General features: G+C 44.9%; 13 protein-coding genes and 1 pseudogene. 8 read left to right on the forward strand and 6 right to left on the reverse strand.

The window, feature by feature from the left end; all coding sequences use genetic code 11:
- Positions 1-58: 58 nt before the first annotated feature.
- The 8 genes and pseudogenes from hisH to QVP94_RS00335 all read left to right on the forward strand — a co-directional run bounded on the left by hisH (position 59) and on the right by QVP94_RS00335 (position 7,352).
- Positions 59-649, forward strand: coding sequence for an imidazole glycerol phosphate synthase subunit HisH (gene hisH, locus QVP94_RS00300; protein ID WP_005854561.1), 591 nt, complete (start codon positions 59-61; stop codon positions 647-649).
- Positions 646-1,365, forward strand: coding sequence for a 1-(5-phosphoribosyl)-5-[(5-phosphoribosylamino)methylideneamino]imidazole-4-carboxamide isomerase (gene hisA, locus QVP94_RS00305; RefSeq protein WP_005854558.1), 720 nt, complete (start codon positions 646-648; stop codon positions 1,363-1,365). Before hisH ends, hisA begins: the two co-directional genes overlap by 4 nt.
- Positions 1,366-1,382: 17 nt before the next feature.
- A pseudogene (gene hisF / locus QVP94_RS00310) lies at positions 1,383-2,169 on the forward strand (imidazole glycerol phosphate synthase subunit HisF).
- 16 nt (positions 2,170-2,185) lie between these two features.
- Complete coding sequence (gene hisIE, locus QVP94_RS00315; RefSeq protein ID WP_005854554.1) at positions 2,186-2,782, forward strand: bifunctional phosphoribosyl-AMP cyclohydrolase/phosphoribosyl-ATP diphosphatase HisIE; 597 nt, start codon at positions 2,186-2,188, stop codon at positions 2,780-2,782.
- 8 nt (positions 2,783-2,790) lie between these two features.
- A complete protein-coding gene (locus tag QVP94_RS00320; RefSeq protein WP_005854551.1) occupies positions 2,791-3,468 on the forward strand; it encodes a cell division ATP-binding protein FtsE in 678 nt (225 codons plus the stop codon).
- A 66-nt stretch (positions 3,469-3,534) separates the two neighbouring features.
- Positions 3,535-4,851, forward strand: a complete 1,317-nt coding sequence (locus QVP94_RS00325) for an aspartate kinase (RefSeq protein ID WP_005854548.1) — start codon at positions 3,535-3,537, stop codon at positions 4,849-4,851.
- A 62-nt stretch (positions 4,852-4,913) separates the two neighbouring features.
- A complete protein-coding gene (gene lysA, locus QVP94_RS00330) occupies positions 4,914-6,071 on the forward strand; it encodes a diaminopimelate decarboxylase (protein WP_008780094.1) in 1,158 nt (385 codons plus the stop codon).
- Positions 6,072-6,188: 117 nt separating this feature from the next.
- Positions 6,189-7,352, forward strand: coding sequence for a glycosyltransferase (locus tag QVP94_RS00335; RefSeq protein ID WP_022191725.1), 1,164 nt, complete (start codon positions 6,189-6,191; stop codon positions 7,350-7,352).
- Here QVP94_RS00335 and QVP94_RS00340 read toward each other — a convergent pair.
- The 6 genes from QVP94_RS00340 to QVP94_RS00365 all read right to left on the reverse strand — a co-directional run bounded on the left by QVP94_RS00340 (position 7,349) and on the right by QVP94_RS00365 (position 12,312).
- Positions 7,349-7,882 carry a very short patch repair endonuclease gene (locus QVP94_RS00340; protein WP_288213133.1) on the reverse strand — a complete coding sequence of 178 codons (534 nt, stop codon included), beginning with the start codon at positions 7,880-7,882 and terminating at the stop codon, positions 7,349-7,351. The genes QVP94_RS00335 and QVP94_RS00340 overlap by 4 nt on opposite strands.
- A 42-nt stretch (positions 7,883-7,924) precedes the next feature.
- Positions 7,925-9,169 (reverse strand): ABC transporter permease, encoded by a 1,245-nt coding sequence (locus tag QVP94_RS00345; protein WP_022191727.1) that lies wholly within the window; start codon positions 9,167-9,169, stop codon positions 7,925-7,927.
- The gene (locus QVP94_RS00350; protein WP_005854538.1) at positions 9,170-10,369 is read right to left on the reverse strand and encodes a pyridoxal phosphate-dependent aminotransferase; all 1,200 of its coding nucleotides are present in this window, start codon (positions 10,367-10,369) and stop codon (positions 9,170-9,172) included.
- A gap of 51 nt (positions 10,370-10,420) precedes the next feature.
- Positions 10,421-11,320: a YitT family protein gene (locus QVP94_RS00355; protein WP_005864449.1), complete on the reverse strand. Its 900-nt coding sequence runs from the start codon at positions 11,318-11,320 to the stop codon at positions 10,421-10,423.
- A 141-nt stretch (positions 11,321-11,461) separates the two neighbouring features.
- Positions 11,462-11,854, reverse strand: coding sequence for a hypothetical protein (locus QVP94_RS00360; protein WP_005854532.1), 393 nt, complete (start codon positions 11,852-11,854; stop codon positions 11,462-11,464).
- A 74-nt stretch (positions 11,855-11,928) separates the two neighbouring features.
- On the reverse strand, positions 11,929-12,312 hold the full coding sequence (locus tag QVP94_RS00365) for a hypothetical protein (protein WP_005854530.1): 384 nt from the start codon (positions 12,310-12,312) through the stop codon (positions 11,929-11,931).
- Positions 12,313-12,602: the final 290 nt, after the last annotated feature.

Consider the following 12,602-nt stretch of genomic DNA (forward strand, 5'->3'; position numbering starts at 1 on the left):
CATAATTATGTAATGATAATTTGTTACTTTTGCGACTCAATATAAATGCTTAACAACAATGGACGTTGCCATTATTAAATATAATGCCGGAAACATCTACTCGGTAGATTACGCTTTGAAGCGGTTGGGCGTTACCCCGATCATCACGGCTGATCCGGAATTATTAAATAAAGCGGATAAGGTTATCTTTCCCGGAGTAGGTGAAGCTTTCACGACCATGGAGTATTTAAGGGAGCATAAATTGGATCAGGTGATCTTGAACCTAAAGCAACCGGTACTCGGGATATGCCTCGGCATGCAATTGATGTGCATGCGTTCGGAGGAGGGAAACGCGGATTGCTTGGGGATCTTCCCTACGGAAGTGAAACGTTTCATTCCGCGAAAGCATGAGGACAAGGTTCCTCACATGGGTTGGAATACCTTGACAAACGTTAAAAGCGGCCTATTCAATGAGCGATTGGAGAACAAATTTGTTTACTTCGTACATAGTTATTATGTACCTGTAAATGAATATACGGCGGCTACGACCGATTACATCCTTCCGTTCAGCGCCGCTTTACATAAGGACAACTTCTACGCAACACAGTTCCATCCGGAAAAAAGTGGATCGGTAGGAGAGGTTATATTGAAAAACTTTTTAAAGATATGATTGAGCTTATTCCCGCTATAGATATAATAGATGGCAAATGCGTCCGGTTGACGCAAGGAGATTACGCGACCAAGAAGGTTTACAACGAAGATCCTCTGGAGGTAGCCAAGATGTTCGAGGGTAACGGCATCCGGCGTTTGCATGTGGTAGATTTGGATGGAGCCCGTGAGGGACGCATCATCAACTACCGTATCCTTGAGCGGATAGCGACCCGGACTTCCTTGATCATTGATTTCGGAGGAGGCTTGAAACAAGAGGATGATCTGGAGATCGCCTTCGAAAGCGGTGCCCAGATGGTAACCGGGGGTAGTATCGCCGTGAAGAACCCGGAAATGTTCACCTCTTGGATCAGTAAGTTCGGTAGCGAGAAAATCATATTAGGGGCCGATGCCAAGGAAAAGAAGATCGCCATCAGCGGTTGGGAGGAAACGACCAGCCAAGAGTTGATTCCTTTTATCAAAGGATATTACGACAAGGGGATTACCAAGGTGATCTGCACGGATATCGCACGGGATGGTATGCTGCAAGGCCCGGCTATCGATTTATATAAAGAGATACGGGACGAGATCCCCTTCCTTTATATCATAGCGAGCGGTGGCGTAAGCTCGATCGAGGATATTGAGAAATTATCTGAGGCTGGGATTCCCGCTGTCATTTTCGGCAAGGCCATTTATGAGGGGAAGATCCAGTTGAAAGATTTACTTCGTTTTACTTGAAATAATAAGATAGATATATGCTAGCCAAGAGAATTGTTCCCTGTCTGGATATAAAGGATGGAAAGACCGTAAAAGGCATCAACTTCGTGAACTTTCGCGACGCTGGAGACCCCGTGGAGTTGGGCGCCCAGTACAGCCGTGAAGGGGCCGACGAATTAGTGTACTTGGATATTACCGCCTCACACGAGGGGCGAAAGACTTTCACCGAACTGGTAAAGCAAGTGGCGGCCCATATCAGCATCCCTTTTACCGTGGGTGGAGGTATCAACGAATTGAAGGACGTGGATCGTTTGCTTAGCGCTGGCGCCGATAAGGTCTCGATCAACTCGGCGGCTTTACGTAACCCGGCATTAATCGAGGAGATCGCCAAGAACTTTGGTAGTCAGGTATGCGTAGTCGCTATCGACGCTAATTTTGAGAACAATGACTGGCTATGCTATCTAAACGGAGGGCGTGTCCCGACGGATAAGTATTTGTTTCAATGGGCCTCGGAAGCGGAAAGCCGTGGCGCCGGCGAGATCCTTTTCACCAGTATGACGCACGATGGCGTAAAAGACGGATACGCGAACGACGCTCTGGCTAACAGACGAATACGCGGTCGACGCTCTGGCTACCTTGGCCGATACGTTGCATATCCCGGTTATCGCCTCCGGTGGAGCGGGAAAGATGGAACATTTCCGGGATACGTTTTCCAACGGGAAAGCGGGCGCGGCTTTAGCGGCCAGCGTTTTCCATTTCGGCGAGATACGGATTAGCGACTTGAAGCAATACCTCAAGGACGAGGGGATCAATGTAAGGATATAACACATTATATATAAAGATGAAATTAGATTTCGAGAAAATGGGCGGATTAATACCCGCTATCGTACAAGACAACAACACGAGTAAGGTATTAATGTTGGGCTTCATGAATCAAGAAGCTTATGATGAGACAGTAAGTACGGGTAAGGTTACATTCTTTAGCCGCACGAAAAACCGTTTGTGGATGAAGGGAGAGAGTAGCGGAAATACGTTGCAGGTGGTTAGCATCACGGCGGATTGCGACAACGATACATTATTGATCAAGGCGATTCCAGCCGGACCGGTTTGTCATACGGGAGCGGATACTTGTTTCGGCGAGAAGAACGTAGAGGATATCATGTTCTTGAAATACTTGCAGAACTTCATCGAGCGTCGCCGTCAAGAAATGCCGGAAGGTTCCTATACGACTACCTTATTCCAGAAAGGCGTGAATCGCATGGCCCAGAAAGTCGGCGAAGAAGCGGTAGAGACCGTTATCGAGGCGACCAACGGAACCGAGGACGGCTTCATCTATGAGGCATCCGACTTGGTTTACCACTTAATCGTATTATTGACAAGCAAGGGACTTCGTCTGGAAGACCTCGCCCGTGAATTAAAGAAAAGACATAAAGGTTGATAAATTCTATGGAAGAAGATATTCTACTCAAATTAGAGAACGTGGAGATATGCCGTGAGGAAAACAGGGTATTACACGACGCATGCCTCACGCTTCGTAACGGAGAGTTCGTATATGTGATCGGGAAGGTAGGCTCCGGTAAAAGCAGCCTGCTCAAGTCCTTGTATTGCGAGATACCGATCTTGCGAGGCGAGGCACGTATCATGGATTACAACCTCACCAAGATGAAGCGGAAGGATATCCCTTATTTGCGTAGGAAACTAGGTATCGTCTTCCAAGATTTCCAATTGTTGACCGACCGTTCCGTCTCCAAGAATCTGGAATTCGTGCTGAAAGCCACCGGATGGAAAAAGAAAAGCGAGATCAAGGAACGGATAGACAACGTGCTCCGTCAGGTAGGCATGCAAGACAAAGGCTATAAAATGCCGCATGAGCTATCCGGCGGGGAACAACAACGTATCGTTATTGCCCGTGCCCTTCTGAACAACCCCAAGTTGATACTGGCGGATGAGCCGACCGGCAACTTGGACCCGGAGACGAGCGGACAAATCGTACAACTCTTACACGACATCTGCCAGCAGGGAACGGCGGTGATTATGACCACTCATAACTATACGATCGTGCATAATTATCCTGCCCGCATAGTAAAATGCGAGAATGCCTGTCTAAGTGATGTCAGAGAATAATTTTTTTGTAACTTTGCGGTCGCATTCGATTGAAAAAGAAAACAATTTAATATAGAACAAAAGAAGATGAAAGTTTTAAAGTTTGGCGGTACTTCTGTGGGATCTGCACAGAGAATGAAAGATGTAGCGAAACTGATCACGGGAGACCGTAAGATCGTTGTATTGTCAGCCATGTCGGGTACAACCAACTCGTTAGTCGAGATTTCCGACTACCTGTACAAAAAGAACCCAGACGGAGCGAATGAGATCATCAACAAGCTTGCCATGAAATATATGGGCCATGTTGAGGAACTATACAGCACCGAGGAATATAAACAGAAGGCCAAAGAACTGATAAAATCTCATTTCGAATATATCCGTACGTTCACGAAGGATCTGTTTACCTTGTTCGAGGAAAAGGTTGTCTTGGCACAAGGAGAGTTGATCTCTACGGGTATGATGAATCTTTATTTGAACGAATGCGGCGTGAAATCCGTATTGATCCCGGCTTTGGATTATATGCGTACGGATAAGAACGCGGAACCGGACCCTGTCTATATCAAAGAGAAATTGGTGAAATTACTCGCTGATAATAAGGATGCTGATCTATACATCACACAAGGTTATATCTGCCGCAACGCTTACGGCGAGATCGATAACCTACAACGAGGTGGTAGCGACTATAGCGCATCCTTAATCGGCGCGGCTATCGGTGCGGAAGAGATCCAGATCTGGACAGACATCGACGGTATGCACAATAACGACCCTCGTATCGTACAGGGAACGTCTCCAGTCCGTCAATTGCATTTCGAGGAAGCTGCCGAATTAGCTTATTTCGGAGCCAAGATCCTTCACCCGACTTGTATATTGCCGGCTAAATTGAACAACATCCCGGTTCGTTTGTTAAATACGATGCAGCCGGACGCTCCGGGTACATTGATCTCAAACGCTATCGAAAAAGGTAAGATCAAAGCGGTCGCCGCCAAAGACAATATTACCTCTATCAAGATCAAGAGCGGACGTATGTTGCTAGCTACAGGTTTCTTGCGTAAGGTATTCGAGACTTTCGAGAACTACCAGACTCCGATCGACATGGTTACGACTTCCGAAGTGGGTGTCTCCGTTACGATCGATAACCGCAAGCATCTGGAAGAGATCGTTGACGATTTGAAGAAGTACGGAACCGTGACCGTAGACGAGGATATGGTTATCGTTTGCGTGGTTGGCGACCTAGAATGGGATAACATCGGCTTCGAGGCTCGTATCGTACAAGCTATGAAGGATGTCCCGGTCCGTATGATCTCCTACGGAGGAAGCAACTACAACGTCTCCTTGCTGATCAAGGCCTCGGACAAGCAGAGAGCGCTGCAAGCTCTAAGCGATCATTTATTTAACAACAAATAAAAACAAACGAGGGCGGCCTTTTACAGACTGCCCTTATTTATCTTTATATAATTTCGTATAATATGCTCAAAGGAACATTTCCTGTAGAAAAGTTCAAGCAGCTTTCTACGCCTTTTTATTATTATGATGTCAAGCTATTGCAAGACACATTAGACGTAGTAAAAACCGAATCCGGGAAATATGGTTACCACGTGCATTATGCCGTGAAAGCGAATGCCAATCCCCGTATCCTTTCCATCATAGCGGCAAACGGCCTTGGCGCAGACTGCGTAAGTGGCGGCGAGGTACAGGCAGCTTTAGATGCCGGTTTTCCTGCCGATAAGATTGTCTTTGCCGGTGTTGGCAAAGCGGATTGGGAGATCAACCTAGGACTGGACAATGATATTTTCTGCTTTAACGTGGAATCTGCCGTTGAGCTGGGAATCATCAATGAGCTGGCGGCCGCTAAAAATAAAGTAGCCTCTATCGCCCTTCGTATCAACCCGGAAGTGGATGCCCATACGCATGCCAAGATCACGACGGGTATGAAAGAGAATAAATTCGGTATCAACCTTAGCCAATTAGGAGGTGTACTGGATAAATTAAAGGAGATGAAGAATGTGAAGTTGATCGGTATCCATAGCCATATCGGTTCACAGATCACGGATATGTCTAGCTTCCGCAATTTGGTAATTCGTTTCAACGAGATACAGGAAGAACTGGAAGCTCATGGGGTTACAGTGGAGAACCTAAACTTCGGAGGTGGATTAGGTATCGATTACTATCACCCGAATCATTTATCGATCCCGGCTTTCGATAACTATTTCGCGGCCATTCATAAACTGCTTCAAGTACGTCCGGGTCAACAGGTACATTTTGAGCCGGGACGTTCGATCGTCGCTCAATGCGGAACATTAATCTCTAAGGTATTATATGTCAAGGAAGGAGAGACGAAGAAATTCGCTATCCTTGATGCAGGTTTCACGGAATTGATCCGCCCGGCGATGTACGACGCTTATCACCGTATCGAGAACATCAGCAGCGATGAGGCAGTAGAGACTTACGATGTAGTGGGCCCTATCTGTGAGTCATCGGATGTATTCGGTAAGGATGTAGAGTTGAATAAGGCTCATCGTGGCGACTTGATCGCCCTTCGTTCCGCCGGCGCTTATGGCGAGGTCATGGCCTCCCAATACAACTGCCGCCATTTACCGAAAGCCTATTATTCCGATACGATATAATAAAGAGGTAATAGCGCTTCGCTACTATACCAATATACCCATGCGAATACGTTTTAGGTATCGCATTGGTATATTGTCGTTTTAGCACATTGACATTTAATACATTGGTACATTATTATGTTTCTACTCAATACTACAGAGCTTTTCCTTTTGGGGATCTCTTTGATAGGGTTCGTTATCTTATCTCTTTATTATCTGATCGCTTATGCCCGCCTTTTACGTGCGTCAAGACGAACGGATGATACCTTAGAGGAAGGTAATAAACTCCCCGTATCCATCATCATATACGCTAAAAATGATTCTGAGAACCTCAAGAAACACCTTCCAGCGTTACTTACACAAGATTACCCTGAATATCAGGTAGTCGTTATCAACGATGGCTCAAGCGACGATACTGACGATACGCTAAAGTTCTTTCAAAATGAGTATAAACATTTGTATCATACTTACGTCCCCTCGGACGCTCGCTACCTAAGCCGCCGTAAACTGGCGTTTACCCTAGGCGCGAAAGCGGCCAAATACGATATTCTTCTATTCACGGAGGCGAATTGCCAACCGCTCAACGATCAATGGTTATCTGCCATGGTTGGTGGATACACACCCGAGACCAGTATTGTCTTGGGCTACTGCAAATACAGCAACTACAAGGGATTCTTTCATAAGTTGATCGCCTATGATAACTTATTGACGGGTTTACGTTATCTATCTTCCGCCCTCTCCCATCACCCATATACCGGAAACGGACGAAATTTATCTTATCGGAAAGAGTTATTCTTCAAGCATAAAGGTTACTACCAATCCTTGAACTTGCATGCGGGAGACGATGACTTATTCATCAACGAAGCCTCGACCAAGGAGAATACGAAAGTAATCTACACTCCGGACAGCCTAACGGAAATGGATCAAATCGAACGTTTTGGAATCTGGAAAGAGATGAAGGTTTCCCGTGCCGCCACTCAACGGTATTACAAAGGAAGCGCCTTGACATTCTATCATCTCGAATCCACTTGTTTCTTCCTTTTCCAAGTATCGGTTATCGCTACGGTTGTGATCGGATTACAGGGCAACTGGCTAATCTCCTTGATCGCCGTATTATTATATTTGATACGTTTTATAATCAAGGCGAGCGTTTTCGGCAAATCGGCTCGAATGCTTCAACAAAGCCCTACTATCGGTTGGTTATTCCTGTTGGAGTTTATTCAACCCATATTCAATGGATATGTCCGTATTTACCGGCTTTTCAGAAGTAGGAAGGATTATACGTTCCGGTTGGAGAATTAATAATGATGAGCACCCTCATAGGATATCTCTTCTTCCGCCACTTTGGGAAGTTCTTCCTCCTCTAATAGCGGGTAGGCTGGGGTAAACTTCGCATGATAGGTAGATTCCAAATACGTCTTTTCCAATAAACGGACGACATTTTCTAAAGTAGCTTGCCGTTCTTTGGGTTTAAGCTGGCATTCCCAGATCACCATCGTATTCCAGCCCATCGCTCGTAATTCCTCACGTACACGGGCATCCCGGGCTTTATTCCGGTTTAGTTTCTCGGTCCACCACTCTACCCGGGTACGGGGAGGACGAAATTCCGGGCAACCCTCGTGCCCATGCCAGAAACAGCCGTTCACGAAGATAGCGGTCTTATATTTACGCAATACGATATCAGGGGTACCGGGAAGGCGCTTTACATTCACACGAAAGCGAAAGCCACAATGGAACAGGTATTTACGGACTATAATCTCGGGCTTTGTATTCTTGCCCTTAATCATAGACATGATATAGCTACGCTTTTCTTTAGAGATAAGATCTGTCATATCAATCCGGCAAAACTAGAATGTATGCCAAAGATACGGCTTTTATTCAAAACGGATACTCTTGGCCGGATCAATCTTCGTAATCAAATAGGAAGGTCCTAACATCATCAACATGGAGGCGGCCAATGTCCCTATATTCAAAAGGAACAGTGAAAATAGGCTCAGATCGATAGGCACGGCATCCAAATAATAAATAGAAGGATCTAATTGGATAATGTGGAAATGAGATTGAAGCAAACAAAGAGAGATACCGATGATATTCCCCCACAACATTCCTTTGCCGATCAAGAAGAAAGAGACATACAAGAAGATCTTGCGAATACTGTTATTATTTTGTCCCAAGGCTTTTAGGATTCCGATCATATTGGTACGCTCTAAGATTATGATCAATAATCCGGAGATCATGGTAAACCCTGCGACGGAAAGCATCAGCGCCAAGATAACCACCACATTGATGTCCAGCACATCCAGCCAATTAAAGATCATCGGGTTCAACTCCTTGATCGAGCGGGCGTAGAACGTATTGCCATTTCGGTCTTGCCGTTCCGTCAGATCGAAATAAACATCCTCGGCCACTTGGTCCAAACGATCATAGTCATCCACTTGCAACTCCAGTCCGCTTACTTGATCTTTATCCCAACCGTTCAAGCGGCGTATCTGCTTAATATCAGCAATTACGAACATCTTGTCATAATCAAGGAAACCCGTCTCATAAATCCCCGTGATCGTGAACTTACGGGCACGCACGTCATCTTGCACAAAATAAGTCAGGAAAGAATCCCCGACCTTTAGTCCTAGCAGATCTGACAAATACTTGGAAATAATAACATCCGTAGAGTTCTTATCCGGCTGGATCGTAAAAATCTCGCCCTCTTTTAAATTTTCCTTGAAGAAAGTCCAGTCATAATCCGTATCCACCCCTTTCAAGACAATACCTTGAAAATCTTGGTCAGTCTTCAAGATGCCTAGCTTCGTCGCAAATTTCTCGACATGGCGAATACCGGGGAATGCATCGAGCGCATTCAATAAAGTATCGCTAACCGCTATCGGCTGCGACTCATAGGAAGAATTACTATCGAAATTCGTGATCTGGATATGCGAGCCGAAACCGATCACCTTGTTCCGGACCTCTTTCTTAAAGCCTATCACGATCGCCACCGAAAGGATCATCACCGCCAATCCCAAAGCGATCCCGATCATGGCAATACGAACAGCGGGAGGAGTAACCTCACGATCCCCCTCCTTGCTGAAATGTATCTTTTTGGCGATAAATAGCTCTAAATTCATTTATAACATTCTTCCCGGATAAGCTTCCAACGCCTTTGATAACACCGTCAAAGCTTTCGCAAGATCTTCCTTTTTCAAAACATAGGCCATACGAACCTCATTCTTACCAAGTCCCGGTGTCGTGTAAAAACCCGACGCCGGTGCCATCATGACCGTCTGACCCTCGTATTCAAACTCTTCCAAACACCAAGCGCAGAACTTATCGGCATCATCCACCGGAAGTTTAGCCACCGTATAGAAAGCGCCCATCGGTATGGGAGAATAAACGCCGGGAATACGGTTCAAGCCATCGATCAAGCATTTACGCCGTTCCACATACTCGTCATAAGTCTCACGGGCATACTCCTCGGAAGCATCCAAAGAGGCCTCGGCTGCGATCTGTCCGATCAAAGGCGGGCTTAAACGAGCTTGGCAGAACTTCATGACGGCACTACGCACTTCGGCATTTTTCGTAATCAACGCACCGATACGGATACCGCATTCCGAATAGCGTTTGGAGACAGAATCGATCAATACCACGTTCTGCTCGATACCTTCCAGATGACAAGCCGAGATATACGGGGAACCGGTATAGATAAACTCCCGGTATACCTCATCCGAGAAAAGATAAAGATCATATTTCTTTACGATATCCCGGATTTGATTCATCTCACGACGCGTATACAAATAACCCGTAGGATTGTTCGGGTTACAGATCAGGATCGCTTTGGTACGCTCATTGATCAACTCCTCGAATTTCTCTACTTTCGGAAGAGAAAATCCTTCCTCTATCGTAGTCGTCACTGTCCGGATCACGGCTCCTGCCGAGATAGCGAATGCCATATAATTAGCATAAGCAGGTTCCGGTACGATAATCTCATCACCCGGATTCAAGCAGCTCAAGAAGGCAAACAAAACAGCCTCCGAACCACCGGTAGTGATGATAATATCGTCAGCCGTAAGATTAATATCATACTTTTTATAATATCCAACCAACTTCTCGCGATAACTGCGATATCCCTGACTAGGGCTATATTCCAACACCGTACGATCGACATTACGGATCGCGTCGAGTGCCGCTCGCGGAGTGGGAAGGTCAGGCTGACCGATATTCAGGTGATACACATGAACTCCTCTCTGTTTGGCAGCATCGGCCAATGGAGCCAGCTTCCGGATCGGGGAAGCGGGCATTTCGACTCCTCTTTGTGAGATGTTGGGCATTACTATCTTATATTTATTCGTTTTGAGGGGCAAAGATAGTAAAATTATTAATCAAATACCCGGTCTTGGCGAATCTTTACTAGCGTGCATCGTAGATACAAAAGCATTCGGATCGATCTCTTTTACCTCATCTTTCAAGCGGGGCATGTCCTTACGCTCGGCAATCGTAAAGATAATCTCGGTCTCATGTCCCTCGTACATGCCTTTACCATGGATAAATGTTCCTCTCATACCCATTTTATCGACAATCAAATCACGCATTTCCTTTGTCTTTCGGGAAACGATAAAGACAGCACGGTTCGGGTTCTCCGTCTGGAACATCTCCACGATCTTTCCATATACGAAAATAGTAAACCAAGAATACAAAGGTACCGCCCAATCCTTAAATACGATCAAGCCCAACAATACGACTGCGGAATCCAATACGATGATCATATTGCTGACCTTCAAGTTGGAGTCATTAGCGATCACACGTGCCAATACATCCGTACCGGCACTCGTACTTTGCGCCCGGAAAATACAAGTCACACCCAATCCTAAAATAGCTCCACCGTAAAAGGCGGCGATAAAGGCATCGTTCTCCACCAATGGATCGGTAAGGAAATAAGATAATGAGTCGGTAAATATAGAGATCAGCAAGAAAGTAACGATCGTCTTCGGGCCGGAAGACAATCCGATCTTTTTCATCGCCAAAATCATCAACGGGATATTGAAGCAAAGCGCCGTCGCACCCATCGGCAAACCATCCGGGAAGAACGGGAACAAATCTTTCGTCACATAGTGGATTACGATAGAGATACCATACACACCTCCCGGTACGATTTTGTAAGGCGCTAGGAAAAGCACGTAACTAAGTGCCTGCAAAAATGAACCTACCACGATTAAGGAGTAGTCCATTACATTTCTCTTCAAAGTAGCATTAGAAGGGACTAAAAGTTGTTGTGTTGTCATGACTCGAATTAAGCGTTATTTGTAAAACGCCGCAAACTTACACAATCTTCTTCGATTTATACGCGAGCCTAAAAAAAAAGTATCCCCACTATTTACCTTTTGACAGGAAATAGTGGGGGACACACTCTTATATAGTATAAATTACTTACTTGCGTTATCCGCTAAGTACACTTCCGGGAACGTATTAACACCCAGCGTACGGTTGTTATTGTTCGTGATGTTCAATAAAGTAACATACTTACGATATTGATCCGGGCTCAAAGCCTTCTTCATCAACTTCAAGTTACCGTAAACCGCCTGATACATCTTCTTGTCCTGCAATTTAGCGCTAGCTTTTACGCTCGCGTTCTGCATCTCGATGAAATATTCGTTGATGTTAGCTACCTCGTCCAACTGACTCGGAGTCAATTGCAAATAGTTCGCTAACTTCTCTGTACTTACCACAAACGGTTCTCTACTCAAACTCGGTTTCTGAGCGAAGCTCATTGTCGCACACATCAATAAGGCTGCGACTGCCATTCCAAAACGTTTCATAATACCTAAAAACCTTAAATTGTTAAACCTAAACAAAAACCTTAAAAACACATAGCCCAATCACATTGGCTTAATTACTTCTCAGCCAAATAACTGTCCAAAAGCGGATTAGAAACCTTATCTTCCTGATTAGCGCGAGTCACATTAATCAACGCTACATATTTACGATATTGATCTTTAGTCAATGCACGTTTCATCAGTTTCAAATTACACAACAATGCGTTGCGAGTTTCTTCCGGTCTTGCGTTATTGCAAAGCGCTTCCGCAGACAGGGGTTGACCTAATTGATTCTCGAAGTAAGTATTAATCTCTGACACCTCAGCGATCTGGTTTGCGTCAAGCTGCAAATATCTGCTTAGCTTATCGAAACTCATACTCTTTGAATCACTAACCTTTTGAGCGAAGCTCATTGTCGCTACCATCATTAAAGCGACTACCATCATACCTAAACGTCTCATAATACCTAAAATTTAAACCTAAACTAAGACCTTAACTAATAAATGCGGCGTTTCCGCATCTTCTATCTTTCTCTTTTTGTTACTGCAAATATAACAGTATGTTTTATAACATTGTTCTTCAATACGGTTAATTTTTGCAAACAATTGACGTTATTGATATATATCAAGGCATATAGCAATCATTTTGTAATACATATTACGATAAACACTATCTATTTCATCATAGACACCGTTTATAAACAAGCAAAAGCCTAGATATATTCTTATACAAGCCTAGCTGTATTCTTATA

Source organism: Parabacteroides sp. CAG:2 (genome assembly GCF_000436315.1).
Taxonomy (GTDB): Bacteria; Bacteroidota; Bacteroidia; order Bacteroidales; family Tannerellaceae; genus Parabacteroides; species Parabacteroides distasonis.